This is a genomic window from uncultured Salinibacterium sp., from assembly GCF_963974405.1.
Classification (GTDB): domain Bacteria; phylum Actinomycetota; class Actinomycetes; order Actinomycetales; family Microbacteriaceae; genus Rhodoglobus.
Window position 1 is genome coordinate 391644 of sequence record NZ_CAXBBH010000002.1, and the last position, 26829, is coordinate 418472.

Consider the following 26829-nt stretch of genomic DNA (forward strand, 5'->3'; position numbering starts at 1 on the left):
GAACCATGTAGCGAGAGGGCGCGATTATCAAAGCCATTGTGTGTGGAGCAGGAATTGCGGGGCTGACCGTCGCCGGCCAATTGGCAGAGCGCGGGTGGGATGTCACGCTTCTGGAGGCGGCGCCTGAGCGTCGCACTCAGGGGTACATGATTGATTTTTTCGGGCCCGGCTATGACGCCGCCGAGAAAATCGGCATCCTCGAGCGGTTGCGCGAAGTGCATTATCCGATCAGCGAGGCGCGGTTTGTGCGGCCCAATGGCCGAAGTCAAGCGGTCGACTATTCGGTGGTGGCAGCCAACGAAAGCGGCAAGCTCATGAGCCTGATGCGTCAGGATCTTGAGCAAGTGCTCTTCGATGTGCTTCCCGACAGTGTCGATGCGCGTTTCGGTAGTGCTGTCGTGTCAGTCGAGGATCGCACCGATTATGTCACTGCGGTGTTGGCGGACGGCACACGAATTTCGGCGGACATTGTGGTGGCGGCCGACGGAATCCATTCTGCTGTGCGGCATGATGTGTTTGGCGATTCGGCGGCGTTCGACCGGCAGCTGGGCATGCACACGTGCGCGTACACGTTCGACTCTCCACGGCTGCACGCGAAATTGGGCGACGCTCTAGTGTCGAGCGATGAGCGGGATCGCATGGTCGGGCTTTACGGTCTGCGCAACGGCAAGGTGGCTCTGTTCGCTGCGCACCGGGTCGCCGATACGGTCCTTCCTGCCGACCCCCAGCAGGCCATTCGTGACGCTTACCGGGACATGGGCGACGACATCGATGAGGCTATCGAGAAGTGTCCTGACACTGAGCACGTGTATTACGACCAGGTCGCGCAAGTGGAGCTGCCGGTGTGGAGCCGAGGCCGGGTTGTCTTCGCCGGAGACGCCTGTCAAGCGGTGTCGCTGCTTGCGGGGCAGGGTGCCTCACTAGCGATTGCCGGGGGAGTGCTGCTCGTCGAAAAGATTTCGAGTGGTGTTGAACTGAGCGCTGCCTTCGCTGAGTATGAGGACGAGTGGATGCCGGTGGTCCTCGAGAAGCAGGCCGCTGGGCGTCGTGCCGCCAATGGCTTTCTTCCGCAGACCGCGGTTCAGTTGTGGGTTCGCCGCGCGGCCCTCGCGCTGTTGTCTTCGCGATTCTTCGGCCCCTTTGTCTCGACGAGGATCACGGGAACGAAGCCGAGCAAATAGGCATTCCGCCCGTGTTTGGGGGTCAACTGGCACCATTTTTCTCGGTGGAGGCACAGCAGAACGCTCTATAGTGATGGCATGGAATTGCTGATCGTACTTGGCGTCATCGTTCTGCTCGTCGTCATCGTTGGTATCTACCTCTGGACGACGTATAACTCTCTGGTGACTCTCAACGTTCGCGTTGATGAGGCGTGGAGCGACATCACCGTTCAGCTCAAGCGTCGTGCTGACCTGCTGCCGAACATTATTGAGGCGGTCAAGGGCTACGCGGCTCACGAGAAGGGCGTCTTCGAGGCTGTCACTAAGGCTCGCGCCGAGACGTTGAATGCTCAGGGTCCTGTTGATGCGGCCGAGGCTGAGAATCACATGCAGTCTGCGCTCAAGAGCATCTTTGCTGTCGCTGAGGCATACCCGCAGCTGCAGGCTAGCCAGAACTTCCTCCAGCTTCAGGGTGAACTTGTTGACACGGAAGACAAGATTCAGGCCAGCCGTCGCTTCTACAACGGTGGTGTACGCGAGCTCAACACCAAGATCAAGGTCTTCCCGAACACGCTGTTCGCTCGCAACCTTGGCTTCACCGAGCGTGACTTCTTTGAGGTTGCCGATGCAGCCTCGATCGCTGAACCTCCCCGCGTTCAGTTCTAATTCGTTTTCTCCCTCACTTGCGTGACCAGGAAGTTTAGATGTATCGCGCCATAGCGAAAAACAAGCGCAACACCGTTCTGATCATCATTCTGTTTGTCATCCTCATTGGGTTTCTTGGCTTTGCGCTGAGCTTTTTGATGGGTGGCGACCCGCTGACGGTCACTATCGGCACGATCATTGGTGCTGGTGCTTTTACGGTGATTCAGTACTACGCGGCGTCGAAGCAGGCGTTGTCGATGAGTGGCGCGGTGGAGATTCAGAAAGCCGACAACCCTCGCTTGTACCGCATCGTCGAGAACCTGTCGATTACGACGGGTACGCCGATGCCGAAGGTCTACATCGTCAACGATCCTGCACCGAACGCGTTCGCGACGGGCCGCGATCCCGAGCATGCTGCGGTTGCGGCAACGACCGGCATCCTTGACTTGCTTGACGATGCCGAGCTTGAGGGTGTGATGGCTCATGAGATGGGTCACGTGCAGAACTACGACATTCGGGTATCGATGATCGTGTTCGGCCTTGTGGTCGCCGTCGGTTTCATCTCGGACATTGCCTTGCGCTTCACGCTGTTTGGTGGTCGAGGCAACAACAACAACTCGAACCCGATCATGATCGTGGTGGGTTTGGCGGCGCTCGTCATTTCGCCGCTGGTTGCTGCCGCGGTGCAGGCATCGATTTCTCGCCAGCGTGAGTATCTTGCGGATGCTACGGGGGCGCTCACGACGCGTCATCCGGATGCTCTGGCAAGCGCTTTGCAGAAGCTGTCGGATTACAGCCGGCCGATGAAGAAGCAGAACTCGACAATGGCACACATGTGGATTTCGGATCCGACGAAGCCGGGCATCATGGATCGCCTGTTCAGCACTCACCCTCCGCTCGCTGACCGCGTTGCTCGACTGAGCAAGATTGGCGGCGGCTTCTAGTCGACCCAGCCGATTCTGGATCTCGCAGCGGTGCGGTTCTGTAGCTGGTGCCGTTCAGTGGCTAGCGACTAGCGCTGTAGTTCTGTCTCGATTGCGGGGGAGAGCGTGCCGCGCCCGGTGATGCTGATCTCGCTCATGCCTTGCCAGTGCGCGATCTCGCGCAGAGTCGGAACGATGCGTTCGGCGAGAGCGCCGGTGCTGCTGGCCAGCTCGTCGAGTCCTTCTTCGTGCCAGGCGGATTGCACGCGCAGCACACCTGCTTGGCGATCTGTTTTGAGGTCAATGCGGCCGACGAGGGCGTCATCCACGAGCACGGGCAGCGAGTAGTAGCCGAACTGGCGCTGGGGTTCGGGGGTGTAAATTTCGATCCGGTAGTGGAAGCCAAACATGCGTTCGGCGCGTTTGCGATCCCAGACCACCGGGTCGAAGGGCGAGAGCAGCGCGACGTGTTCGATGCGACGGGGGATGCGTGCATCGCGGTGGCGCCAGGCGGGCTGGTTCCAGCCGCGCACGGTCACGGGAACGAGCTCGCCGGCATCCACAAGTTCGGCGATAGCGGGGCGAACGTCGACGTTCTTCAGCCGAAAGTAGTCGGCGAGGTCGGATGCCGTGCCAACTCCGAGCGCCCGTGCTGACTCCGCGACCAGAGCGCGGTGCGCGTCGGCGCGGGTGACTTCTTGTTCGCGAAGTTCGGTGGGAATGACGTGCTCGGTGAGCGCGTAGGTGCGTTCGAAGCGGGTGCGTCCGGCGGTGACGACGTCGCCCCAGCGGAACAGCATTTCGAGCCCTTGCTTCACGTCGGACCACCCCCACCACGGCCCGGTGCGGCGGTTGGCGTCGTGCTCGATTTCGCGGGCGGTGACGGGGCCGGTGGTGGCCAGCTCGTCGCGCAGCCACTGCAGCATGGGCTGGTTGTTGCGCACCCATTCGTAGCGCTCGGCGTCGCGTTCGCGCAGCGAGTTCATTTTCCAGCGCCACAGCGGCCAGGATTCGAGCGGAATGAGGGCAGCTTCGTGCGCCCAGTATTCGACATAACGGCCGGGATTGCGCGGTGTCGGTGTGCGGAACGTTAGCGCATCCAGCGCGGCCTTGTCGTAGTGGCCAAGGCGCGCAAAGACGGGCTGGTAATGGCTGCGTTCGAAGACATTGACGGAGTCGAGTTGCAACAGCCGGATGCGGTCAAACAGCAGGTTCAGCTGTCGCGTTGCCGCGGGGCTAGCTGCACTCGCGGTGCCGCGCCCGAAGCCTTGCGCAGCGAGCAGTACTCGGCGCGCTTGCGCTGCAGAGAGGGAATCGACCACGCCTCGACTCTACCGAGCGGCGGCGACATCCATTCACTCTCGCAACGAGCAGCCTTGCCCGAGCAAGTGTGTTTGCGTCGTTCATCGTTTGTTTACCGGGATGACAGTAGCCGAGGCATCCGGTTCCGTACCGTCAACTAACGGATCGTTTCGGTACCCTCTGCCCGCTCACAGCGCGGGCGGCCGCGACGGTCGTTGGAGGAAGTCTTGTTCACTAAGCGCACCCTCGCCGCTGTTGCACTTGTTGCAGCGTCGGCGATCTCACTCAGCGGTTGCAGCACCACTGGGGCAGCTGCTGGCGATGTTGACGCATCGACCGCAACCACCGTTGAAGACTTCGGCGGCATGGACGCTCTTATTGCAGCCGCGCAGGCTGAGGGCGAATTGAACGTCATCGCGCTGCCCGACAACTGGGCAAACTACGGCGAGATCAAGGCACTTTTCGAAGAGAAGTACGACATCGTCGTCAACTCGGCTGACCCCGATGTTTCCAGCGCCGAAGAAATCGCCGCTGCGGACAACCTCAAGGGCCAAGACACCGCTCCCGACGTCTTTGACCTCGGTACCGCTGTGGCGCTCGACAGCCTCGACTACTTCGCTCCCTACATGGTGGCCAACTGGGATGAAATTCCTGACGGCAACAAGGAAGCGACTGGCCTCTGGGTCAACGACTACACCGGCAGTATGTCGATCGGTTATGACTCCAACTCGGTTCCCGAGCCCACGAGCCTCGATGACTTGCTCAAGCCCGAATACCGCGGCGCTGTTGCGTTGAACGGTGACCCCACGCAGGCAGGAGCCGCGTTTGCTGCTCTTGGTCTCGCTACGGTTCACAGCGGTGGAACGCTCGATGACTTCACGCCAGGCATCGAGTTCTTTGAGAAGCTCAACGACGCAGGCAACTTCATCCCGGTCAATGTCACGGGAGCAACCATTGCTGCCGGCGAGACTAAGGTTGCCTTCGACTGGAGCTACAACAACCTTGCTGCCGCAGCAACGGTTGATGGCTGGAAAGTCACGACTCTTCCCGGCGCCGTCTACACGAGCTTCTACAACCAGGCCATCAACAAGGATGCCCCGCACCCGGCCGCTGCTCGCCTCTGGCAAGAATTCCTCTACAGCCCTGAAGCACAAAACCTCTTCATCGTGGGTGGCGCGTACCCCGTCACGATTCAGGCCCTGCAGGATGCCGGAACCGTTGACTCCGCAGCGCTGGATGCTCTCGGCGCTCTCGAGGGTGAACTTGTCACCCCGACCCCCGAGCAGGCTGAGAAGAACGCTGGCATCTTGGCCGAGAAGTGGGCTGCGGCAATCAGCTAACGCTGGTTCCCTCACGCACCTTCAGCTGAATACATCGTGTCGCTAGCCACCGCGCCAGCGCCCGAACAGGATGGTGTCGAGCTCACCGCTCGGCACCATCCTCGGGTGGCTTTGGCCAAGCCGTCGAATCGGCGCCGTCGCCTCGCTTATGCGGGGCTAACGCCGTTTGCGGTCTACGTTCTCATCTTCCTCGCCCTGCCGACGGTGCTTGCCGTCGTCACGGGCTTCTTCTCTGACGACGGTTCGCTGACGTTCGAGAACATCACGGGGCTGTTCACCCCGACCATCCTCGCCACTTTTGGCAGCTCGTTTTGGCTCTCGGGAATCACCGCTGTGATCGGTGCCGTCGTTGGTGCCCTCATTTGCTATGCGATGCTCGGCACCAAGGTCGGTGGGCTGCTGCGCACCATCATCGAGTCGGCGGCGAGCGTGCTTGCCCAGTTCGGCGGTGTGATGCTTGCCTTTGCCTTCATCGCGACGATCGGTGTGCAGGGGCTCATCACGGTCATCCTGCGTGACAGCTTCGGGATCGACATTTTTGCGGATGGCGTGTGGCTCTATCAGGTGCCCGGCCTCATCCTTCCCTACGTCTACTTTCAGGTACCCCTTATGGTGATCACTTTCTTGCCCGCCCTGACGGCGCTGCGCCCGCAATGGGCCGAGGCCAGCGCAACTCTCGGGGGAACCCGCTTCGCCTACTGGCGCCACATCGCGGCTCCTGTGCTGGCTCCGGCCTTCCTCGGGTCGTTGCTGCTGCTCTTTGCCAACGCCTTCTCGTCGTTCGCAACGGCGGCCGCGCTCATCAGTCAGGGCTCTCAAATCGTTCCCCTCCAAATTCGTTCTACGCTCGTCAGCGAGACCGTGTTGGGCCGCGAAAACATGGCGGGTGCACTTGCGCTCGGGATGATCGTCGTCATGGTTGTCGTCATGTGGGCGTACTCTGTGCTGCAGGCTCGCACCTCGCGGTGGCAAAAGTGAGCGCGAACCAAGCGGTGCGCATCGGAGCCGAACCGAGCCCGCTTGTTCGCCGCCTCATCCTGGGCATCATCGGGGCAATCTTCCTGATCCCCGTGATCGCGATGATCGAGTTCACTTTCCGCAATGGACTCGCGGGCGACTACACGACAAGCCACTGGGCGGGCCTCTTCAGTGAAGACAGCGCTCGAACCTACCGTGGTCTCTACCAGGCGATCGGAAACTCACTCGTTCTTGCCGCCGTCACCGTCGGCATCGTGCTCGTGCTGCTGCTGCCGACGATGGTGCTCGTGCACATGCAATTCCCGCGCCTCAAGCGCACTCTCGAGTTCATTTGCATCATCCCCATCACGGTGCCCGCGATTGTGCTTGTCGTCGGCCTCGCCCCCGTCTACTCGGTGGTCGTGCAAGTGCTCGGCGGCTCGACCTGGACTCTCGCTTTCGCCTACGGCATCACTGTGCTGCCGTATGCCTACCGCGCCATCCAGGGCAACCTCGATGCGATCCCCGTGAAGACCCTCAGCGAGGCAGCAAGCACGCTCGGCGCCGGCTGGATGACCGTGCTCTGGCAAGTGCTGCTGCCCAACCTGCGCAGGGGAGTGCTTGCGGCATCCTTCATCTCTATCGCGGTCGTGCTGGGCGAGTTCACCATTGCAAGCCTGCTCAACCGCCGCAACCTGCAAACCGCGCTGCTCCAGGTTTCACAATCTGACCCCTGGGTCGCTGTGATCTTCGCGCTCGCTGCCCTTGCCCTCGCTTTCGTCTTGCTGCTGATCATCGGCCGCCTCGGATCAGCTACGCCCTCTAGGAGAAAATCATGACCGCCACGTTTAGTCTGACGGGCCCCACCTCTACTGCCAGTCCAGCGCAACCCAGCGGGGCAACCGTCCAGCTCAGCGCTGTCGTGAAAGCGTTCGCTGGGCACACCGCCCTCAACAGCATCGACCTCGAGGTTGCACCGGGCGAACTCGTCGCACTGCTTGGTCCTTCTGGCTGCGGCAAGACCACAGCACTGCGCAGCATCTCAGGGCTTGAGAGCATCGACAGCGGTCGCATCCTCATTGATGGTGGGGATGTCGCAGACACTGCAACGAACAAGCGCGACATCGGCATGGTGTTTCAGGCGTACTCGCTGTTCCCGCACATGACGGTGCTCGAGAACGTGGAGTTCGGTCTCAAGATGCGCAAGGTTGCCACCGCTCGGCGCCGCGAACGTGCTCTCGAAACCTTGGACATGGTCGGCCTCACGAAGCATCGCGACCGTTTCGCTCATCAGCTCTCGGGCGGTCAGCAACAGCGCGTTGCTCTTGCCCGCGCACTAGTCACTCGCCCGCGTGTTCTCCTGCTCGACGAGCCCCTGAGCGCCCTCGACGCCAAAGTGCGCGTGCAGTTGCGCGAAGAGATCCGTCGTCTCCAGACCGAACTCGGCATCACGACAGTGTTTGTGACCCACGACCAGGAAGAAGCGCTCGCCGTTGCCGACCGAGTTGCTGTCATGCGCGACGGCCGCATCGAGCAGATCGGCACGCCAGAGGAGCTCTACGCGACGCCGGCCAACGCATTCGTTGCCGACTTTGTTGGCCTCAGCAACCGGATGCCCGCCGAGCTCATTGACGGCCAAGTCACCCTCCACGGCTGTAGCCTCAACCTTCTCGGCGATCCGATGCCCGATGGCCCCGTCATTGCGCTCGTTCGCCCGGAGGACATCGCCCTCTCCGCAGACGGCATCGCCGGCGTTGTCATCTCGTCGAGCTTCTTGGGCTCCCTGCGCCGCACGCGGGTGCGACTCGACGACGGCACCGTCGTGGCGATCCAGCACGAGGTGGAGCGGCATCCGTTGCCCGGCGAAGCAGTCACGGTGCGACTCAAGGGAGCGCCGGTGAGTGCGTTACCGCCCAAGGTGACGATGTAGCGAGCACGGGCGTCCATGACTGGCGCGCAGCAAGCGCACCCTTCAGCACAACTAAGATGGGCACGTGATATTCGGTCGACGTACACAAACAGACAGTCGGGTCCCGTCACGCGCCAGCACGTCAGACGCGGCTGAGGTACCCGCCGGGCTTTCGATCGCTGCTGCCTACTCGTGGCGGTTGCTTGTCGTATTGGGCTTGGTAGCAGTTCTTATCTTCTTGGTGATTACTCTCAAGTACATTGTCATTCCGTTCCTGATTGCGATTCTGATCGGGGCGCTTCTCGTTCCCGTGGTGAACTTCTTGGTACGAATGAAGTGGCCACGCTGGGCCGCAGTCACCGTGGTTCTGATCGGCTTCCTGGCTGTTGTCAGCGGACTCGTTGTCGTTGTCGTTGCTCAAGTACGTTCGGGGCTCCCCGCACTTCAAGTGCAGTCGGCGGCGGCCTACGAGAATCTGCGCGCGTTCTTGCGCGACTCTCCGCTGCACTTGAGCGATGCCGATCTCGATGGTTACTTGAGCGACATCTTTAGTGTTATTCAGCGCGACTCTCAAGCCCTTGTTTCTGGCATTCTCTCGGTAGGTTCTACCGCCGGTCACGTGCTCACGGGCGCTCTCTTGAGCCTATTCGCGACGATCTTCGTTCTTATCGATGGCAAGCGCATTTGGGCGTGGAGCGTGCGTCTGTTCCCGCGCAAGTCGCGCAACGCTGTCGATGGTGCGGGTGTGGCCGGATGGCTCACGCTCACGACTTTCGTGAAGGTGCAGATCTTCGTGGCCGCTGTTGACGCTATCGGCATTGGTCTGGGCGCGTGGATCCTTGGGCTCTTCTATGGAGGCTTCCCTCTCGTCATTCCGATCGCGGTCGCGGTCTTCTTGGGGTCGTTCATCCCCGTCGTCGGTGCTCTCGTCACGGGCGCGCTCGCGGTCTTTATCGCTCTCGTCTTCCTCGGCCCGCTCCCGGCGGTCATCATGCTGGGTATTGTTTTGCTGGTTCAGCAGGTTGAGGGCCACATCTTGCAGCCACTCGTCATGGGAACCGCCGTTAAGGTGCACCCGCTCGCCGTTGTGTTCGCGGTGGCAGCCGGCTCCTTTGTCGCAGGTATCCCTGGCGCGCTATTCGCGGTGCCTCTCGTCGCCGTGGTGAACGTCATGACGAAATACATTGCTAGTGGCGATTGGCGCGTGCACGGTCGCCCCACGATCTCTGATGTGCTCGGCGATGCTCACTAACCGGATGCCCGGCCCCACGCTTGCTGACTACGAAGCAGCACGCGTCAGGGTCGCAGAAGTTGCCGATGTCTCTCCCATGCAGACGTCGCGTTTTCTCGCGGAGATCTTAGGTTCGCCCGTCTACTTGAAGTGCGAAAATTTGCAGCGCACGGGGTCGTTTAAGCTCCGCGGCGCCTATAACCGCCTCGCCGGGTTGAGCGACGAAGAGAAAGCTCGGGGAGTGGTGGCCGCATCGGCCGGAAACCACGCTCAGGGCGTCGCTTTTGCTGCTCGTGAGTTGGGCATCAAGTCGACGATTTTCATGCCGGTAGGCGTGCCCCTGCCCAAGCTGCAAGCCACTCGCGATTACGGGGCTGAGGTTGTGTTGCGCGGTCACACGGTCGACGAACCGTTGCGGGCCGCTGCGCGTTTCGCTGAAGAGACAGGTGCTGTGCTCATCCACCCCTTCGATCACGAAGATGTAGTGGCTGGCCAAGGCACCCTCGCGCTCGAAGTTTTCGATCAAGTTCCGCTGGTAGACACCGTTATCGTTCCCATTGGTGGCGGAGGCCTCGTCTCGGGCGTCGCTGGTGCTATCAAACATCGTGCCCGGCTCGAGGGTCGCACCGTGCGCGTCATTGGCGTGCAGGCGGCGAACGCTTCTGCGTACCGGCCCTCGCTCGATAAGGGCGAGATCGTGGAGGTACGCACAACGCCCACCATCGCCGACGGTATCGCTGTCAGCCGCCCCGGGGTGCTCAACTTCAGCATGGTCCGCGAGCTTGTGGATGAAGTGATCACCGTCTCTGACGACCAGATCGCCTACGCCGTGCTCGTTCTCCTTGAGCGCGCAAAACAGGTCGTCGAGCCTGCCGGTGCCGTTGGAGTCGCTGCGATCCTCGCTGGCGCAATCGAGCCAAGCGGCAACACTGTCGTGGTGCTGAGCGGCGGAAACATTGACCCGATGATGATGGAACGCATCATTAGTCACGGTCTTTCGGCATCCGAACGCTATTTGCGTTTGCGCATCCCGCTTCCCGACCGTCCGGGCCAGCTCGCTCGTATTTCTGCCCTTGTCGCTGAAGCGAGCGCCAACGTGGTTGAGGTGCTGCACAGTCGGCACAACAACAAAGTGCAGTTCAGCCAGGTTCAGCTCGAACTGCACATTGAGACCCGCGGCCCCGAGCACGCGGAGTCAGTGCTCGCGCGGCTCAGAGACGAAGGATTTGACCCTCAGGTCGACTTCTAGCCAGAGTAGGTGGCGATCTTGACGATCTCTACTGTGATCGCTTTGCCATTGGGGGCGGTGTAGGTCGTTGATTCGCCGACCTTCATGCCGTTGATGGCGAGACCCAGCGGGCTCTTTTCGCTGTAGACATCGAGATCGCTGTCGTCGGCAACGATTTCACGGCTACCGAGCAAGAACACGCTTTCGTCGCCCATGATTTTGGCGGTGACGAGAATTCCTGGCTCGACAACACCATCATCGTCTTGAACGTCGCCCACTACAGCGTGGCGAAGCAACTGGGTGAGAACGCGGATGCGGGCCTCAATTTTGCCCTGCTCTTCCTTAGCAGCGTGGTAGCCACCGTTCTCTTTAAGGTCGCCCTCTTCGCGAGCGGCCTCAATCTTCTTGGCAATTTCGTATCGTGCTTCGCCGGTGAGCTGTTCCAGTTCGGCGGTGCGACGATCGAACGCCTCCTGGGTCAACCATGTGACGTCGTTATCTGCAGCCACTGTGTTTCTCCCTATACAAACGAGAAACCGGCCGAGATCGACCGGTTTCGAGATGATTTGGTACAGCCTAGGTGAGCCAGCACCGGTAGATCAAGCCTGACACTGCTTGTTCTGTCGTGCGAACGGTGGTGCTCAAGTCACGGTTGCGCTGATCGCTGGCCGGAACATCCACGACCTTCCAGCCAATAATCGCAAAAGTGGAGTTGAGCGCTTGAACCGCGCAGCGTGCATCCGTGTTTTCGGGAACGTTGAATTGCCAGCGCACTTCAACCGCGGTGTCGTCGATGATCTCGTAGCCGGTATCTTTCGCTTCGAACTGGGCGGGAGCCTCGAGAAGACCGCCCCAGACGAGCCAGGCGGCAAAGACCGCGACAAATCCAACTGCAGCCGCGATGACAGCGACGCGATTGTTGCGCTTTGCCTTCGGGCTGCGACCGTAGCGAGCATCCAAATCGGTGGATGCTGTGTTGCCGTTAGCGGCGTTATCAGCGGTGCCAGTGGGGTTACTGGATGCGTCAGGCACGCGGGGCTCCTTCATACGACGGTATTCTGGTTCTTACAAGGCTATTCGCAAACTCGCGTGATGAAATCATCGAGTGAACACCCCAGAGGACAACAGTTGATTTCTTTCACTTCGCTCGCAACCAGCGCGATTCTCTGGACGGCCACTCCGAGCCCCGAGCCGTCGCTCTACCCGGCGTTCGAGGGTGACCCGAACTCCGTTACACCGGGTGTTGTCGGGTTCTTGGCGACGTTGTTCATCGCGGTGGCAGCGTTGCTGATCGCAGTTGACATGGTGCGCCGCGTTCGTCGGGTGCGGTACCGCGAGCTTGCTCAGGATACGATCCGGGCTGAGCAGGAGGCTGCGGCGGCTGACAGCGCAGCAGACTTGGGCGATGGAGTCGATACTGACCCCGACCTCAACTCCGAGGCAGGGGACGACGACGCACCTACACAACGGGCGGATTAGTCGCCACGAGAAAAATGCCGACCCAGTGGCAGAGGAACGCCAGTAGCGTCAGCGTGTGAAAAATCTCGTGGAAGCCGAAGACTCCAGGGATGGGGTTGGGGCGCTTCATGCCGTACACAACGGCACCCACCGTGTAGAAGAGTCCACCGGCCAAGATCAGCGTCATCATGATCCAGTTCGCCTGAAAGAAGTCGACGACGAACATCATCGCGGCCCAGCCCAATAGCACGTACAGGGGAACGTAAAGCCAGCGTGGTGCGCCAACCCAGAAGATGCGGAAGCCGATGCCGAGAGCGGCACCGCTCCACACGAGCCAGAGCAACAGGGTTGCCTTCTCGGGCGGCAAAGCGAGCACCGTGATGGGCGTGTAGGAGCCTGCTATCAGCAAGAAGATGTTGGAGTGGTCGAAGCGCTTCAGCAGCATCCGCGATTTTTCGCTCCAATTGAAGCGGTGGTAAAGCGCTGAGATTCCAAACAACATGAGCGACGATGCCACAAAGACCGCCGAACTCACTTTGGCGGCAGTGCCATCAGCCATAACGATCAGGATCGCGCCAAGCACAATCGCGACCGGAAACGTGCCCGCATGAATCCAGCCACGCCACGTTGGCTTCTGTTCTGCCGGAGTGCGCAGCATCGCATCGTCGACGAGCGGGATCTCGGGAAGACGTGAAGCATCTTCTTGCTCGACAGCCGCTGCAGCAGCTGAATCGGCGGCATTCTGGTTCATGCGCACAGTTTACGCCCGGCGAAGTTTGACTTGCTGAGCGCCGCAGTGGTCTAACGTAGTCCCGTGAGTAAGCGACAGTCTGCATTCGGCCGCGGTTTTCTCTACGGTCTTTACCAAAAGAAACTGCGTCGCCAACTAGAGGGTCAACAATTGCCGCGCCACGTGGCCATGATCATTGATGGCAACAGGCGCTGGGCCAAGCTGAAAGATCTGGAGACAGCAGCGCACGGCCATCGCGCCGGTGCTGCCAAGTATCGCGAGTTTCTCGTCTGGTGCGACGACCTCGATATTTCGGTGGCCACCCTCTACTTGCTCTCTACCGACAATCTCACCGGGCGCTCTCCCGAAGAGTTGACCGAGCTGTTCACCATCATTGGTGACCTTGCCGAAGATCTCTCCCACTTTCGAGACTGGCGAGTTCAGCATGTGGGGTCGGATGCCGGACTCCCCGAACAGCTCAAATCTCAACTCAAAGCGGCTCATGAGCGCACCGCCTCCAACACTGGCCTTCATGTGAACCTCGCGATCGGCTACGGCGGTCGCCACGAAATCGCTGAAGCAATGCGCCGGATCGTGCGCAACCACAGCGATGAGGGCCACAGCCTCGAGGCGCTAGCCGAGCTGCTGACACCGGAACTAATCGGCGAGCACCTCTACACGAAGGGTCAGCCCGATCCCGATCTCGTGATCCGAACCTCGGGCGAGCAACGCATCAGCGACTTTATGCTGTGGCAGTCAGCCCATAGCGAGCTGTATTTCATGGAGGCTCTCGGCCCCGACCTGCGCGAGGTCGACTTTTTGCGCGCACTGCGTGATTTCTCGCGTCGCAATCGCCGCTTCGGCGCCTAGCGCACGTTCGCTGCGCCTCGGCGAACGGTATTCGCGGTGTCCCCAAAGTGACGTGATGATGTCGTCTGGCGTGTCGTTACCGCGAGATCGCTCGGCAGGTTTAGCGTTCAAGACATCAGGTATGGCGCCTGATCGAGACGGCCACGTAAGTTCGTTTTCGTAAAGTACTGGCCGTCTTCGCAGACTGGATCCGAGTGCTCGCACTCGGGGATGGAGTGCACGTTGGCCGACCTAGTTACCCCCAAGACCACGATCACCACGTCGAAGGCGGGAGGGCGGGCCAAGCGACAAGCAGAACGTACTTACGTTCTCGATACGTCTGTTTTGCTCTCCGATCCGAGTTCTATTCAGCGTTTCGCTGAACACAACGTGGTTCTCCCTGTCGTGGTGATCACTGAGCTTGAATCCAAACGCAATGACCCTGAGATTGGGTACTTTGCGCGACAGGCTCTGCGCAATCTCGATGAGATGCGCGTCAAGCACGAGCGGCTCGATTTTCCGATTGCCGTCGGTGATGCGGGCGGAACGTTGCGTGTGGAACTCAACCACTCCAACATGTCGGTTCTTCCCTCCGGACTGCAGCTCGGCGACAACGACTCGCGAATTCTCGCCGTAGCGCTCAACCTCGCTAATGAAGGTCTGGATGTCACCGTCGTTTCTAAGGACCTCCCGCTTCGTGTGAAGGCGGCATCCATCGGGCTCGCGGCCGAGGAATATCGGGCCGAGCTAGCGGTGGACTCTGGATGGACCGGCCAGGCCGAGATCGAGCTCAGCGGTGATCAAGTTGCCACTCTGTACGACAAAGAAGAACTCCACACTCGTGCCGTCGCGGATCTTCCCGTGAACACGGGACTCGTCGTGCACTCGGAACGCGGTTCGGCGTTGGCCAAGGTCACGGCGCGAGGCAAGATGACGCTCGTTCGCGGCGACCGTGACATTTTCGGTCTTCATGGGCGCAGCGCAGAACAGCGGCTCGCCATCGAGATGCTGCTTGACCCAGAGCTGGGCATTGTTTCTCTCGGTGGTCGCGCGGGCACCGGAAAGTCAGCACTCGCCCTCTGCGCTGGTCTTGAGGCTGTGCTTGAGAAGCAGCAGCACCGCAAGATCATGGTCTTCCGTCCGCTCTACGCGGTGGGCGGCCAAGAGTTGGGCTACTTGCCTGGCGATGCCGCTGAGAAAATGAATCCGTGGGCCCAAGCGGTGTTCGACACTCTTGGCTCTGTGGTTTCGGAGAATGTGCTTGAAGAAGTGCTGGATCGTGGCTTGCTCGAAGTGTTGCCGCTCACCCACATCCGGGGCCGTTCCCTGCATGATGCATTTGTCATCGTTGATGAAGCGCAATCTCTCGAACGCAATGTCTTGCTCACGGTGTTGAGCCGTATTGGCCAGAATTCTCGGGTCGTCTTGACTCACGATGTTGCGCAGCGCGACAACCTCCGGGTCGGCCGACACGATGGTGTCGCTTCAGTAATCGAAACTCTCAAGGGACATTCACTGTTTGGGCACATTACGCTCACGCGGTCTGAGCGTTCCGCTATTGCCGCTCTCGTTACTGATCTTCTGGAGGGCAATGAACTTGCCTAACAATTGAACCTCGAAGTCTGAGCGTGCCGTGAAAGTGTCAGCACGGCACGCTCAGGCGACGTAAGGTTTTCTCGTGGCTTGGGTTTGGTGGTTTCTTGCGGTTCCCCTCGGGGTGGCAGCCGTCTGGGCGATTCTTGCGCCCAAAAGTCAGTGGCGAAGTCTGTTTTCGTGGTCAGTCGCGAACGCTCACTCGTCGGAGCCGGGTGGCGCTGCCTATGCGTATCGACAAATTATTGCCGCGGCCGCGCTTGGTCTTTCCCTCCTCATGGTGCTTTTTGCCGTGATCGCTACGGCTGCACGCGAACCTCACGACCCACCGCAGGTGAGCGACACTGAGAGCATGTGGGGTTCGCCATCACCGCTACTGGTCTACCGCGCCTTCCAGACGTCCACAGCGGTCGACGAGACGCTCATTGATGTGCCGATCGAGAGCTATCTGCCGGTGAACGATGACGAGCGAGCGCCGCTTTATCTGCTCGATCTCGAACAGTTCTCGCGGCTCGGGACCACCAGCATCCCGGGTTACATCGGCAGCGCACCGACCGAAACAGATTCGACCATCAGCCGCGCTGATGTGGTTCTGCACGTGCGAGGTCCGCTGTTGTGTGTGCCGCGTCGGGTCGTGGCAATTGAGACACCAGACCTCGTGCAGCTCTCGGTGCAATATGGCTTGCCGAATCCGAGTGACGGTTCAACCCCAGACAATGTCGCCGGATGCCCTGTCGGGCAAGACCTCACCGCGTCTGTGCTGATTCCGGTGCCATTGAACGATCCGATCGGAGAGCGTTCCGTCGAATCTCTCGACGGAACGCCACTCGCGATGGCGGAATCGGAAGGTTAGCCAGGCGTCGTCATCGACAGAACGTCGAGGGCGGCATCCAGCTGTTCGAGGGTGACTTCGCCACGCTCGACGAAACCGAGGTCAATCACGGCTTCGCGCACGGTCATCGACTGAGCGACGGAGTGCTTGGCGATCTTGGCTGCTGCTTCATAGCCGATGATCTTGTTGAGCGGGGTCACGATCGAGGGCGATGATTCGGCAAGAGCCAGTGCACGTTCAAGGTTTGCCTCGAGGCCATCAATGGTCTTGTCGGCGAGGGCGCGCAACGAGTTGGAGAGCAAGCGGCTCGACTCGAGCAGCGAGGTTCCCATGACCGGAATCGCTACGTTGAGTTCGAATGCTCCGGATGCTCCACCCCAGGCGATCGTCGCATCGTTGCCGATAACGCGAGCGCAGACCATGAGAACGGCCTCGGGGATGACGGGGTTGACCTTGCCTGGCATGATCGACGAGCCGGGCTGGAGGTCAGGAATTTGCAGTTCACCGAGGCCGGTGTTGGGGCCTGAGCCCATCCAGCGCAGGTCGTTGCAGATTTTGGTGACGGAGACGGCGATCACGCGAAGAGCACCGGATGCTTCGACGAGTGAGTCGCGGGCACCCTGCGCCTCGAAGTGATCTTCGGCCTCGGTGATCGGCAGACCGGAGTTCTCGGCGAGGATCTCAATAACGCGCTGCGGGAAGCCGAGCGGGGTGTTGATGCCGGTGCCGACGGCGGTGCCGCCGAGCGGTACTTCTGCCACTCGCGGGATCGCGGACTGGATTCGTGCGATGCCGAGACGAATCTGGCGAGCGTAGCCAGCGAATTCTTGGCCAAGCGTGACGGGAGTGGCATCCATGAGGTGGGTGCGGCCAGCCTTGACGGCGCCCTTCCACAACTCGGCCTTGACGTCGAGGGCAGCAGCGAGATGTTCGAGCGAGGGGATGAGGTCGCCGATGAGGGCGCCCGTCACGGCGAGGTGCACCGAGGTGGGGAAGACGTCGTTTGACGACTGTGACGCGTTCACGTGGTCGTTCGGGTGAACGGCGCTGCCGAGCGAGTCTGTGGCCAGTCGAGCCAGAACTTCGTTCATGTTCATGTTCGACGAGGTGCCGCTACCTGTCTGGTAGGTGTCGACGGGGAAGTGATCGTGGTGCTCGCCGTCGATGATCTGGTCGGCGGCGCCCACAATGGCGTCCGCGATTGATGAGTCGAGTTTTCCGAGTTCACTGTTCGCGATGGCGGCAGCGCGCTTGACGCGGGCTAGCGCGACGATTTGAGCCGGCTCGAGCCCAGTGCCCGAGATGGGAAAGTTCTCGACTGCGCGCTGGGTCTGAGCGCCGTAGAGGGCATCCTTGGGCACACGTACCTCGCCCATGGTGTCGTGTTCGATGCGGTATTCGGTGGAACTCGTCACAGCGTTGTAATCCTTTGTTTGCGAGCGAATTGGTGTGTGAGCGTGGTGGACAGCGCTAAACGGTGCCGATTACGAGATCGGGGACTGCCCGACCTTCAAGCAAACGGTAGTTTGCGCCTACTACTGCAAGCGTACCTGCGGCTACAGCGTCGCTGATGAGCTCAGAAGCATTCATCAATTCGAGGATGGTGGCGCGCAAGTGAATGCGGCCAACGTCGTAGGCGTTGATGTTGTCGACCTCGACGGTGCCGGTGTCGCTACCAGCTACACGGCGCACGGCAGGCACAATCTTTGAAATAAGTGAGTGGATGTGTGGGGGCAGCGAGGGGGCATCCTCGGTTTGCGATTCAATCGCGGCAGCGACCGCACCGCACTCGTCGTGGCCAAGCACGAGAATGAGCGGAACGTTGAGCACGCTAACCGCGTATTCAAGCGATCCGACGACCGAGCTTGAAATGACTTGCCCCGCGTTGCGCACGACGAAGAGGTCACCGAGCCCTTTGTCAAAGATGATCTCGGCGGCGAGCCGAGAGTCGCTGCAGCCAAACAGAGCCGCGTGAGGGGTTTGAGCGTTCGCCGTTTCGGTGCGACGCTCTACGTCTTGACGGGGATGCGCGGGCTCGCCAGCAACGAAGCGTTCGTTGCCGCGCGCCATTTCATTCCAGACTTGAGCTGGTGTTCGCGTGGGGTTCGTCATTGCGCCTCCGAGTCGGCAGCAATAGCTGCAGCGAGTAGTTCGAATTGAGCATCGGCGGCGGTGCCATGAAGCACAACCGTGCTGCTGGCAATCTCTGCCGACATCGAGTATGCGTAGTTTCCGGTGTCAGCGGAAGAGCGGCGATCGTAAATTGTCCACTGGATGCCGTCGATTGTGGTGGTGCTGGTGGCAAGCGCGCCATCCGTGACAATTCCGAGCCACGTGGGATTCGCCTCTATGCCCTGCTCAAGGGCAATGAACTGAGCCGCAGAGGAATCAGTGGCTGCTGTGACGAATCCGACGTACCAGGTCTGGACTGCAGATGTGGTGCCCAGCCGTGCCGCATTCGCGTACCAGGCCTCGGGGATTTCGGGGGCGAGCAATGGTTCGCTCGCGTTGGTTTGAGCATCCGCCGCGATCGTTTGGTAGTCAGCGACAACGGGAGTCTCGGTGCTCGGACGCACGACGACTAGCACAAGGAACAACACAATGACGAGTGAAGCAACGGTGGCGCCAACAAGATTGAGCAGGGTTTGATTGGCGCGGTGCTTGCGCGACGTTTCTGCCTTGCGAGCAAAGGTCTCTTCTGGGGTTTCAGGGCGCCCCAGTTCCGCGACGATGCGTGGTTCGGTGTTCTTAGCCATTACTGGCCGTCGCTCGCGTTGGCGTCGTCGCCGAGCCCGGCGGTACGAGCCGCGTCGAGGCGAGCGCGCGCGCCAACAAGCCACTCTTCGCAGCGCTGAGCGAGGGCCTCGCCGCGTTCCCAGAACGCGAGCGATTGTTCGAGCGTTGCCGAACCTTGCTCAAGCTCGCTCACGACAGAAATGAGCTCATCCCGAGCCTCTTCATAACTGAGTTCACTGACAGGGGTTTCGTTGGGGGTAGCCACGATGTAATTCTACTGTTCTCTAGTCGTCTGCCGGCTGGCCGGAGACGGTGGTGGAAATCTTGCCGTCGGCAACCGTGAGTAGGAGCTCTGTGCCGTCGGGGGCATCGGCCGTTGACCGCACCGCAGTGCCGTCGGGCAATTGTGCAATCGCGTAGCCGCGCTGCAACGTGCGTTGAGGGGAGAGAGCGCGTAGCTGGCCAGTGAGCTCGGTGACGCCTGAGCGCGCCTTGTCGATCGCACGCTCCATGAGTTCGTTGCTGCGCGACACGTAGCGCGACAACTCATCCGCGTGGGTATCGACGAGCGACACCGGGTTCGCCAGCACCGGGCGCGTGCGCAACGACTCAAGGCGATCACCTTCGTGGCCGAGGCGCTGCGTGATTCGCAGCCGCATTCCGGCCCGAGCCTGCTGCACTCGGCTCAGCTCTTCCGCAACATCGGGCACGACACGCTTAGCCGCATCCGTGGGTGTGGATGCCCGCAAATCTGCCACGTCGTCGAGCAGCGGCCGATCGTTCTCGTGCCCGATTGCCGATACCAGAGGCGTGCTGCACGCCGCGGCTGTGCGCACCAAGGATTCATCGCTGAACACGAGCAGGTTCTGAAAATCGCCACCGCCTCGGGCGACAATAATGACATCGACTTCTGGATCGGCATCCAATTCTCGGATGCCCTGCGACACCTCATTGACGGCACGCTCACCCTGCACCGCGGCATGGGCTGTGCGGAACTTCACAGCGGGCCAGCGCAATTGTGCATTGCGGATGACATCTTTCTCAGCGTCGCTGTCTTTCGCCGTGACGAGGCCAATGCAATTGGGTAAGAAAGGGAGAGGCTTCTTGTGTTCGAAGAGGCCCTCGGCGCGCAGTTTCTGGCGCAACAACTCGAGCTTCTCCAACAGATCGCCCAAACCGACGTGGCGCATTTCGAGCACCTGCATCGTGAGGGTTCCGCCTTTAACCCAGTAGTTGGGTTTGACGAGGGCAACAACGCGATCGCCCTGCTTGAGATCATTCGGCAGCTTCGCGCGCACCGATGACCAAATCGTGAACGAAATTGTGGCATCGACTTCAAGGTCTTTGAGCTTGCCGTAGATGTTGCCGCCCGAACCACCCCACTGGGTGATCTCGCCTTCGACCCAGGCGGTGCCAAGTCGTTCGATCCAACCGCGGATCTTCTGCGATAGCACCGACACCGGCCACGGAGTATCGACGGTGGGCGGGCCCTCTGTGATCGTCACCTAGCCTCCTCAAGCTTGTGATTACAGGGTAGAGGATGCCGCTGATACCGCCCTCCGCTCGGCGTTCGTGCAGCAGTCTTCGGTAGAATCCTTTCTGTGAGCACCATTTCTAACGGAAGCGCCCAAGCGCTAGCGATGCCCCCGATGCCCGCACGCCGAGAGCAGTTGAAAGATCTGCCGGTCGCGGGCGCCAAACGCGTCGTTCTGGCGGCACCTCGTGGCTATTGCGCGGGCGTTGATCGCGCCGTCATTGCCGTCGAAAAAGCGCTCGCCAACTATGGCGCTCCCGTCTACGTGCGCAAGCAAATCGTGCACAACATCCATGTCGTCACGACGCTCGAAGCTCAAGGCGCCATCTTTGTGGATGAGGTTGAAGAAGTTCCTGAAGGATCCACCGTGGTGTTTTCTGCCCACGGTGTCTCGCCCGCCGTCGTCAAGGGTGCCGCGGATCGTGAGCTGCATGCTATTGATGCGACGTGCCCACTCGTCACCAAGGTTCACCGTGAAGCGACTCGCTTCGCTCGCGACAATTACCAAATCTTGCTGATCGGCCACGATGGTCACGAAGAGGTTGAGGGCACAATGGGCCACGCGCCTGAGCGCACGATCCTCGTGAACAGCCCCGCCGACGTGCCCAACATCGTCGTGGAGAACACCGACAATCTCGTCTGGCTCTCGCAGACGACGTTGAGCGTCGACGAAACCATGGAGACAGTTCGCTTGCTGCGCGAACGCTTTCCCACGCTTCAAGACCCGCCAAGCGACGACATTTGTTATGCAACACAGAACCGCCAGGTCGCGATCAAGAAGGTTGCCGAAGAGGCAGAACTCGTGATCGTCGTGGGCAGTGCCAACAGTTCCAACACCGTTCGTCTCGTGGATGTTGCGCTCGAGAACGGTGCCAAGGCTGCGTACCGCGTCGACTATGCGAGCGAAATCAAACAAGAGTGGCTCGAGGGCGTTTCGACGATCGGTGTCACGAGCGGAGCATCCGTTCCTGAAGTTCTCGTTCAAGAAGTTCTCGCCGACCTCGCAGAGGCAGGCTACGGCGATGTCTCTACCGTGATCACGGCCGAGGAAGATCTCATGTTCTCCCTTCCCAAAGAACTGCGCACCGACGCAGCAGGCAACCCCGATGAGCGTGGCCTCGGTGGCCGCAATCGCAAACTTGATTGGCAACAGGGTTAATGACTGATCCCCGCCCTCGCCCGAAATATGGCGAATACGCGCCGCTTCCTCCTACCGCGCCCGAGGGTGTGAGGGAGCCGGATGCGGGCACAGGGGCCTCGGGCTCCGCCGCGGGATCCCGGGTGCCACCGGTCGAGCCACCGATCGTCGACTCGTCGCTCAATGCGCAATACCAGCGCGGAGCTGCAGCGGGTTTGACCGGTGCTGGGCAGCCTGCTGTGCCAGAGCGCAAGCAGCGCATGTGGGACGTCTTTCTCACCGCAACGCTGCTGCTCTTCGGCGTTGTTGATGTCATCAACACTTTTGGCACGTTGGCGAATCTTGGCCCGGTGTTGCGACAGGGGCTCGCGCTTCAAGGTTACGATTCCTTCGCTGCAGATCAAGCGGCAGCTGACGCAGGCGCTGTGGCCAATATCGTTCGCATCGTCGCTCTGGTTGTGACAATCGTGTTTGCGCTCATTCAGGTGCAGCGCAAACGAATCGCCTTTTGGATTCCGCTCGTGGGAGCGGTTGTCGCGACTCTCGCGATCCTTATTGCGATCTTATTTGCGGCGCTGAGCGACCCAGGTTTCATGGCCTACGTCGATAGCCTTCAGCGCTAAACCGCCCTTAACGCCGCCGCCCTTAACGACACAGAGGGGCCGGTCCGAAGACCAACCCCTCTGCGCGTGAAGTCTTACTTACTGGAGAATCCAGCCGATCCCAGCTGCTTGGTGGCTTCAACGACGCGAGCGGCGAGTGCCGACTCTGCTGTCTTGCCCCAGGCGCGGGGGTCGTAAACCTTCTTGTTTCCGACTTCGCCGTCGACCTTGAGGAAGCCGTCGTAGTTGCGAAGCACGCTGTCAGCGATCGAGCGGCTGTAGGCGTACTGAGTGTCGGTGTCGATGTTCATCTTGATAACACCGTTGGCAACAGCGGTCGCGATTTCTTCATCCGTCGATCCCGAACCTCCGTGGAAGACGAGGTCGAGCGGGTTGGCGCCGGTGCCGTACTTCGCGGCGATGCCGGCCTGAATTTCGCCCAACAGTTCGGGGCGCAGCTTGACGTTGCCCGGCTTGTAGACGCCGTGCACGTTGCCGAAAGTGAGAGCTGCGATGTAGCGGCCCTGGTCGCCGAGGCCGAGCGCTTCGACGGTGGCGATAACGTCATCCAGCGTCGTGTACAGGCTGTCGTTGATGTCGTGGCTTACGCCGTCTTCTTCTCCACCGACGACACCGATTTCAACTTCGAGAATCGAGTTGATGGCCTTCATGCGGGGCAGGATGTCGCGCGCAATGGCGAGGTTCTCCTCGAGGGGAACGGCTGAACCGTCCCACATGTGCGACTGGAAGATCGGGTTACGGCCGGCCTTGACCTCTGCTTCGGATGCCGCGATGAGCGGGTAAACGAAGTCATCGAGGGCGTTCTTGGGGCAGTGATCGGTGTGCAGAGCAACCGTGACGGGGTAGTTCTTGGCAGCCTCGGTGACGAACGCGGCGAAAGCGAGAGCTCCGGATGCGCGTGCCTTGACCGACTGGCCAGCGAAGTAGTCTGCGCCACCCGTAGTGACCTGAATGATGCCGTCGGAGCCAGCATCGCTGAGCCCCTGGAGCACACCGTTGATGGTCGACGATGATGAAACGTTGATGGCGGGGTAGGCGAAGGAGTTCTTCTTCGCCTTGTCGAGCATTTCTGCGTACTGGTCTGGGGTTGCGACGGGCATTGTTGTCTCTCCTCGTACGGTACCGATTACCGCTCTGGTCCGGCTCGGGTCGATTCTATCCACCACCTCTGGGCGGGCGCGAACTGTTGCACGTTAGTGCGATCTCTGCAGTATCACCCGGGGCGGTGAAGCGATTCGGATAGAGTGGAACTGCGCTGACCACCACCGGCGCGTCCCCAGTCGACCTCTCTCAACGAAGGATGCTCTCAGGTGAGTCCAGAAACCGGCACGTTATTTCTCCATCCCGATCGCAACCTCGCTCTTGAGCTTGTGCGGGCCACCGAAGCGGCTGCAATTCGCGCCGTTCCCTTTATTGGCAAGGGCGACAAGCTCGGTGCCGATGGTGCTGCTGTTGATGCCATGCGCAAGTTCTTGGGCACTGTCGATTTCGACGGTCTCGTTGTCATCGGTGAGGGCGAAAAAGATAAAGCTCCCATGCTTTTCAACGGCGAACACGTCGGTACCGGTCGCGGCCCTGCGTGTGACATTGCGGTTGATCCGATCGACGGCACGTCGCTTACCGCCGCCGGGCGCCAGAACGCGATCTCGATGATCGCCGTGTCTGACCGTGGCACGATGCTCGACGCCTCAACCGTGTTCTACATGGACAAGATTGTGACGGGCGCTGAGGGCGTTGGTGTTGTCGACATTCACAAGCCGATCGGCGAGAACATCCGTGCGCTCGCGAAAGCTAAGGGCAAGCTGCCTGAGGACATCGTGGTTGCGGTGCTTGACCGCCCGCGTCACGCTCAACTGATTGAAGACATCCGTGCTGCGGGTGCTGGCACGCGCCTCATGCTCGATGGCGACGTTGCTGGCGGTATCAACGCGGCACTCTATGGCACGCGTATTGACATGTGTGTTGGTGTCGGTGGCAGCCCGGAAGGTGTTGCGACGGCCTGCGCGATCAAGGCTCTTGGTGGCGAGATTCAGACGATCCTGTACCCGCAGTCTGACGAGGAGCGTCAACGCGGAATGGATGCTGGGCTCAAGTTTGATCACGTGTACACGGCCGACGAGATGGTTGCCAGTGACAACACGTTCTTCGTGGCAACGGGCGTCACTGACGGTGGACTGGTGAAGGGTGTGCGTCGCTACGGCCCGATCATCCGCACTGAGTCGATTGTGTTGCGTTCACATTCGGGAACGATCCGCCGCATTTCGGCCGACCACCTCGCCGAGAAGTGGCTCGACCACTAAAGCTCTAGTTCTGGTGCAGTGATGTGCTTCGGTGAGCCTTCGACCGTGTGGGTGTCGCCGATCACTTTCGATTCGTCGAGCGCGCTGAGTTTGCGTGCTGTGACGAGCACGCGGCTTTCGAGCGAGTTGGCGAACTGGTTGTAACTGTTCACCGTGGTGTCGATCGAACGGCGCAGTTTGTCGGCGTGCTCAGCGAGTGTGGCGAGGCGCTGGTAGAGCTCTTTACTGAGATCGAACAGCGTTTTGGCCTGATCGGTGAGCACATCTTGCTGCCACGAGAAGGCCACCGTTTTGAGCACGGACCACAGGGTGACGGGGGAGGCGAGGGCGACGCGCTTATTGAAGGCGTAGTCCATGATCGAGGGGTCCGCTTCCATGGCCGATGACACCAGCGACTCGCTCGGGATGAACGCAATAACGAGTTCGGGGGAGGCATCGAGCCCCGCCCAATAGGCCTTGCTCGCGAGGGTGTCGATGTGACCTCGCATGACCTTGACGTGCTGCTTGATGAGGGCTTCACGACGAGCACCTTCTTCTCCCGTTGCCGTGACCGAGATTTGGCTCGCCTCCAAGAACGCGGTGAACGGCACCTTGGCGTCGACGGCGATGTTCTTGCCCCCGGGAAGGTGCACGACCATGTCAGGGCGGCCGGCACCGGCATCCGAAGTGATGCTCGATTGCACGTCGAAGTCGACGCGTTCGATGAGGCCAGCGGCCTGCACGACGTTGCGCAACTGGGTTTCGCCCCAGACGCCACGCGTGGAGTTGTTGCGCAGTGCGGAAGCTAAGGACTCGGCGGTGCTACGCAGGCGTTCTTCGGATTCCGTGGCTGACTTGAGTTGTTGGCTCAGCTCACCGTGTTGTTGGCTGCGCTGTGACTCCAACTCGGTGACTTTGTTCTGCATCGTGCGGAGCGTCTCTTGCACCGGGGTGAGGGCCTGCAACACCTTCGACTCGCGACGCTCGCGCTCAGCGAGTGCTGCGGCTTCCTCGCGCTGACGATCGAGAGTCTCTCGGTACTGCAGCTGAAGCGAAGCCACTTGTTCGCTCAACGCATCCGCGCGAGCCGTGATCGACGCCAACTCGGCAACAAGTCGCGACTGCTGCTCTCGCTCCTGGGCTGTCACCTGGGCGATTGCGGCCTGATGGCGTGCCTCAACAACCTGGGGATCAATGCGTTCCGGTGACGAACTTGCGCGCACGCGGGCAATCAAGAGGCCGATAACGACGCCGAGAACGGCACCAACAAGAAGGCCAATGACAAGGGCAACAACAGGATCCATGCCGTCAGTGTGTCAGCCCGCACGGACATTCGCGGGAGCAATGCGGGCGTGGAGTCGGTTCGCGCCTCTAGGGTTAAGGAATGGCCAGCGACTCCGTGCATCCACTCGATGTGAGCACCGACGATTTGCGCTACCTCATCGCTGTCGCCCGGGCTGGCCGCATGGTCTCGGCCGCCACCCTGCTCGGGGTCGACCACACGACGGTGCGCCGGCGCATCGACCGCCTCGAAGCAGCTCTCGGTGTGCGACTGCTCGACCGTGGAGCCGACGGGTGGGAACTCACCGCCATCGGCCGCGAAGTTGCCACCCGCGCTGCCGGACTCGAGAACATTGTCGAAAATGTGGTGGGAGCGACGAGCGGCAGCGCCGACGAAGTGCGCGGCACTGTGCGAATCGTGGCGCCCGATGGCTTCGGGGCCACCTTTGTTACCGCAGCGCTCGCGGCGGTGCAGGCGGAGCATCCGTCGATCACTGTCGAGCTGGTCACGTCGACCAGACCGTTGAGTTTGCGTGGCGCTGGGTTCGACCTCGCGATCACGATTGGGTCGGCGGCGACGTCGCGACTGGCCTCAGAACCCCTCGCGGCCTATGCGTTGCGGCTCTACGCGTCGCCCGAGTATGTCGCGAGCCACCCACCGATTCGTTCGGTTGCCGACCTCGACGCTCATCCGCTTGTCTTCTATGTGGATGCTCTGCTCACGGTTCGCGAATTGGATCTCGCTCCAGTGCTCGGCGGCATGCGCGTCGGTTTTGGCTCAACGAGCGTGTTCGCTCAGCTCGAAGCAACCCGGCGGGGAGCGGGCATCGGACTGCTGCATGCGTTCATGGCTGAGGATGAGCCGGGGCTCGTCGCGGTGTTGCCCGATGAGGTGAGTTTCCGGCTTGAGTTCGCGCTCTCGGTGCGCAAGGAAGCAGCCGATGTTGAGGCTGTGCAGTTGGTGCGCGCCGCTTTGCATCGTGAGGTTTCTCGCCGTAGTGCGGAGCTGTTGCCGCTCACGTGAGGTGCGGACCGGCGTCGCGTCGCGTCGAGCACCCGGAGCCGTCGGTGACGCTGTGCA

General features: G+C 60.8%; 28 protein-coding genes. 17 read left to right on the top strand and 11 right to left on the bottom strand.

All coding sequences use genetic code 11. The features are described 5' to 3' along the window. Positions 1–38: 38 nt before the first annotated feature. The 3 genes from AACZ26_RS10260 to AACZ26_RS10270 all read left to right on the top strand — a co-directional run bounded on the left by AACZ26_RS10260 (position 39) and on the right by AACZ26_RS10270 (position 2749). Complete coding sequence (locus AACZ26_RS10260; protein WP_339621278.1) at positions 39–1181, top strand: FAD-dependent monooxygenase; 1143 nt, start codon at positions 39–41, stop codon at positions 1179–1181. A 78-nt stretch (positions 1182–1259) separates the two neighbouring features. Then, a complete protein-coding gene (locus tag AACZ26_RS10265; RefSeq protein WP_339621279.1) occupies positions 1260–1826 on the top strand; it encodes a LemA family protein in 567 nt (188 codons plus the stop codon). Positions 1827–1864: 38 nt separating this feature from the next. After that, a complete protein-coding gene (locus AACZ26_RS10270; RefSeq protein WP_339621280.1) occupies positions 1865–2749 on the top strand; it encodes a M48 family metallopeptidase in 885 nt (294 codons plus the stop codon). Positions 2750–2817: 68 nt separating this feature from the next. Here the strand turns inward: AACZ26_RS10270 and AACZ26_RS10275 are convergent, their stop codons facing one another. Then, entirely contained in the window at positions 2818–4050 is a 1233-nt protein-coding gene (locus tag AACZ26_RS10275) for a DNA glycosylase AlkZ-like family protein (RefSeq protein WP_339621281.1), read from the bottom strand. A 207-nt stretch (positions 4051–4257) separates the two neighbouring features. Here AACZ26_RS10275 and AACZ26_RS10280 point away from each other — a divergent pair, with 207 nt between their 5' ends. The 6 genes from AACZ26_RS10280 (at position 4258) to ilvA (ending at position 10716) form a co-directional block, all read left to right on the top strand. Beyond that, positions 4258–5370, top strand: a complete 1113-nt coding sequence (locus AACZ26_RS10280) for an ABC transporter substrate-binding protein (RefSeq protein ID WP_339621282.1) — start codon at positions 4258–4260, stop codon at positions 5368–5370. A 36-nt stretch (positions 5371–5406) separates the two neighbouring features. Beyond that, positions 5407–6348 (top strand): ABC transporter permease, encoded by a 942-nt coding sequence (locus AACZ26_RS10285; RefSeq protein WP_339621284.1) that lies wholly within the window; start codon positions 5407–5409, stop codon positions 6346–6348. Beyond that, positions 6345–7166 (top strand): ABC transporter permease subunit, encoded by an 822-nt coding sequence (locus tag AACZ26_RS10290; protein ID WP_339621286.1) that lies wholly within the window; start codon positions 6345–6347, stop codon positions 7164–7166. Before AACZ26_RS10285 ends, AACZ26_RS10290 begins: the two co-directional genes overlap by 4 nt. Further along, positions 7163–8257, top strand: coding sequence for an ABC transporter ATP-binding protein (locus tag AACZ26_RS10295; RefSeq protein WP_339621289.1), 1095 nt, complete (start codon positions 7163–7165; stop codon positions 8255–8257). The genes AACZ26_RS10290 and AACZ26_RS10295 overlap by 4 nt, the downstream gene beginning before the upstream one ends. Before the next feature lie 64 nt (positions 8258–8321). Then, entirely contained in the window at positions 8322–9488 is a 1167-nt protein-coding gene (locus AACZ26_RS10300; protein ID WP_339621291.1) for an AI-2E family transporter, read from the top strand. 4 nt (positions 9489–9492) lie between these two features. Next, complete coding sequence (ilvA, locus tag AACZ26_RS10305; protein WP_339621293.1) at positions 9493–10716, top strand: threonine ammonia-lyase; 1224 nt, start codon at positions 9493–9495, stop codon at positions 10714–10716. On the opposite strand, the gene greA is transcribed toward ilvA, so the two are convergent. After that, complete coding sequence (gene greA, locus AACZ26_RS10310; RefSeq protein ID WP_339621294.1) at positions 10713–11204, bottom strand: transcription elongation factor GreA; 492 nt, start codon at positions 11202–11204, stop codon at positions 10713–10715. The two genes, ilvA and greA, sit on opposite strands and share 4 nt — an antisense overlap. Positions 11205–11271: 67 nt before the next feature. Then, positions 11272–11727, bottom strand: coding sequence for a DUF4307 domain-containing protein (locus AACZ26_RS10315; RefSeq protein ID WP_339621297.1), 456 nt, complete (start codon positions 11725–11727; stop codon positions 11272–11274). A gap of 96 nt (positions 11728–11823) precedes the next feature. Here AACZ26_RS10315 and AACZ26_RS10320 point away from each other — a divergent pair, with 96 nt between their 5' ends. Further along, entirely contained in the window at positions 11824–12174 is a 351-nt protein-coding gene (locus AACZ26_RS10320; protein ID WP_339621299.1) for a hypothetical protein, read from the top strand. On the opposite strand, the gene AACZ26_RS10325 is transcribed toward AACZ26_RS10320, so the two are convergent. Beyond that, entirely contained in the window at positions 12155–12904 is a 750-nt protein-coding gene (locus AACZ26_RS10325; RefSeq protein ID WP_339621302.1) for a hemolysin III family protein, read from the bottom strand. The two genes, AACZ26_RS10320 and AACZ26_RS10325, sit on opposite strands and share 20 nt — an antisense overlap. 63 nt (positions 12905–12967) lie before the next feature. Here AACZ26_RS10325 and AACZ26_RS10330 point away from each other — a divergent pair, with 63 nt between their 5' ends. The 3 genes from AACZ26_RS10330 (at position 12968) to AACZ26_RS10340 (ending at position 16178) form a co-directional block, all read left to right on the top strand. Then, the gene (locus AACZ26_RS10330) at positions 12968–13753 is read left to right on the top strand and encodes an isoprenyl transferase (RefSeq protein ID WP_339621304.1); all 786 of its coding nucleotides are present in this window, start codon (positions 12968–12970) and stop codon (positions 13751–13753) included. A 222-nt stretch (positions 13754–13975) separates the two neighbouring features. Further along, complete coding sequence (locus AACZ26_RS10335; RefSeq protein ID WP_339621306.1) at positions 13976–15337, top strand: PhoH family protein; 1362 nt, start codon at positions 13976–13978, stop codon at positions 15335–15337. A 73-nt stretch (positions 15338–15410) separates the two neighbouring features. Beyond that, a complete protein-coding gene (locus AACZ26_RS10340) occupies positions 15411–16178 on the top strand; it encodes a fumarate hydratase (RefSeq protein WP_339621309.1) in 768 nt (255 codons plus the stop codon). Here the strand turns inward: AACZ26_RS10340 and AACZ26_RS10345 are convergent. The 5 genes from AACZ26_RS10345 to xseA are packed head-to-tail and all read right to left on the bottom strand — an operon-like array spanning position 16175 to position 20398. Then, positions 16175–17572 carry a class II fumarate hydratase gene (locus AACZ26_RS10345; protein WP_339621311.1) on the bottom strand — a complete coding sequence of 466 codons (1398 nt, stop codon included), beginning with the start codon at positions 17570–17572 and terminating at the stop codon, positions 16175–16177. The genes AACZ26_RS10340 and AACZ26_RS10345 overlap by 4 nt on opposite strands. Positions 17573–17627: 55 nt before the next feature. Further along, positions 17628–18269, bottom strand: a complete 642-nt coding sequence (locus AACZ26_RS10350; protein ID WP_339621313.1) for a carbonic anhydrase — start codon at positions 18267–18269, stop codon at positions 17628–17630. Continuing rightward, complete coding sequence (locus tag AACZ26_RS10355) at positions 18266–18913, bottom strand: DUF4245 domain-containing protein (protein ID WP_339621315.1); 648 nt, start codon at positions 18911–18913, stop codon at positions 18266–18268. The genes AACZ26_RS10350 and AACZ26_RS10355 overlap by 4 nt, the downstream gene beginning before the upstream one ends. Continuing rightward, positions 18913–19158 (bottom strand): exodeoxyribonuclease VII small subunit, encoded by a 246-nt coding sequence (locus tag AACZ26_RS10360; protein ID WP_339621316.1) that lies wholly within the window; start codon positions 19156–19158, stop codon positions 18913–18915. The genes AACZ26_RS10355 and AACZ26_RS10360 overlap by 1 nt, the downstream gene beginning before the upstream one ends. Positions 19159–19177: 19 nt before the next feature. After that, positions 19178–20398: an exodeoxyribonuclease VII large subunit gene (gene xseA, locus AACZ26_RS10365; protein ID WP_339621318.1), complete on the bottom strand. Its 1221-nt coding sequence runs from the start codon at positions 20396–20398 to the stop codon at positions 19178–19180. A 135-nt stretch (positions 20399–20533) separates the two neighbouring features. Here xseA and AACZ26_RS10370 point away from each other — a divergent pair, with 135 nt between their 5' ends. Together AACZ26_RS10370 and AACZ26_RS10375 are read left to right on the top strand one after the other, a co-directional pair. Then, complete coding sequence (locus AACZ26_RS10370; RefSeq protein ID WP_339621628.1) at positions 20534–21586, top strand: 4-hydroxy-3-methylbut-2-enyl diphosphate reductase; 1053 nt, start codon at positions 20534–20536, stop codon at positions 21584–21586. Beyond that, positions 21586–22188, top strand: a complete 603-nt coding sequence (locus AACZ26_RS10375; RefSeq protein ID WP_339621319.1) for a DUF6264 family protein — start codon at positions 21586–21588, stop codon at positions 22186–22188. The genes AACZ26_RS10370 and AACZ26_RS10375 overlap by 1 nt, the downstream gene beginning before the upstream one ends. A 74-nt stretch (positions 22189–22262) precedes the next feature. Here the strand turns inward: AACZ26_RS10375 and fbaA are convergent, their stop codons facing one another. Further along, a complete protein-coding gene (fbaA, locus tag AACZ26_RS10380; protein ID WP_339621320.1) occupies positions 22263–23288 on the bottom strand; it encodes a class II fructose-bisphosphate aldolase in 1026 nt (341 codons plus the stop codon). 210 nt (positions 23289–23498) lie between these two features. On the opposite strand from fbaA, the gene glpX reads away from it, so the two are divergent. After that, positions 23499–24488, top strand: a complete 990-nt coding sequence (glpX, locus tag AACZ26_RS10385; RefSeq protein ID WP_339621321.1) for a class II fructose-bisphosphatase — start codon at positions 23499–23501, stop codon at positions 24486–24488. On the opposite strand, the gene rmuC is transcribed toward glpX, so the two are convergent. After that, positions 24485–25771, bottom strand: coding sequence for a DNA recombination protein RmuC (rmuC, locus tag AACZ26_RS10390; protein WP_339621323.1), 1287 nt, complete (start codon positions 25769–25771; stop codon positions 24485–24487). The genes glpX and rmuC overlap by 4 nt on opposite strands. A gap of 80 nt (positions 25772–25851) precedes the next feature. Here rmuC and AACZ26_RS10395 point away from each other — a divergent pair, with 80 nt between their 5' ends. Then, positions 25852–26772 (top strand): LysR family transcriptional regulator, encoded by a 921-nt coding sequence (locus tag AACZ26_RS10395; protein ID WP_339621324.1) that lies wholly within the window; start codon positions 25852–25854, stop codon positions 26770–26772. Positions 26773–26829 lie beyond the last annotated feature (57 nt).

Excerpts from the sequence above, each read along its gene's own strand:
- AACZ26_RS10265 (WP_339621279.1), top strand. The coding sequence starts at position 1,260 with ATGGAATTGCTGATCGTACTTGGCGTCATCGTTCTGCTCGTCGTCATC.
- AACZ26_RS10270 (WP_339621280.1), top strand. The coding sequence starts at position 1,865 with ATGTATCGCGCCATAGCGAAAAACAAGCGCAACACCGTTCTGATCATC.
- AACZ26_RS10295 (WP_339621289.1), top strand. The coding sequence starts at position 7,163 with ATGACCGCCACGTTTAGTCTGACGGGCCCCACCTCTACTGCCAGTCCA.
- ilvA (WP_339621293.1), top strand. The coding sequence starts at position 9,493 with ATGCCCGGCCCCACGCTTGCTGACTACGAAGCAGCACGCGTCAGGGTC.
- AACZ26_RS10325 (WP_339621302.1), bottom strand. The coding sequence starts at position 12,904 with ATGAACCAGAATGCCGCCGATTCAGCTGCTGCAGCGGCTGTCGAGCAA.
- AACZ26_RS10350 (WP_339621313.1), bottom strand. The coding sequence starts at position 18,269 with ATGACGAACCCCACGCGAACACCAGCTCAAGTCTGGAATGAAATGGCG.
- AACZ26_RS10355 (WP_339621315.1), bottom strand. The coding sequence starts at position 18,913 with ATGGCTAAGAACACCGAACCACGCATCGTCGCGGAACTGGGGCGCCCT.
- AACZ26_RS10370 (WP_339621628.1), top strand. The coding sequence starts at position 20,534 with ATGCCCCCGATGCCCGCACGCCGAGAGCAGTTGAAAGATCTGCCGGTC.
- AACZ26_RS10375 (WP_339621319.1), top strand. The coding sequence starts at position 21,586 with ATGACTGATCCCCGCCCTCGCCCGAAATATGGCGAATACGCGCCGCTT.
- fbaA (WP_339621320.1), bottom strand. The coding sequence starts at position 23,288 with ATGCCCGTCGCAACCCCAGACCAGTACGCAGAAATGCTCGACAAGGCG.
- rmuC (WP_339621323.1), bottom strand. The coding sequence starts at position 25,771 with ATGGATCCTGTTGTTGCCCTTGTCATTGGCCTTCTTGTTGGTGCCGTT.
- AACZ26_RS10395 (WP_339621324.1), top strand. The coding sequence starts at position 25,852 with ATGGCCAGCGACTCCGTGCATCCACTCGATGTGAGCACCGACGATTTG.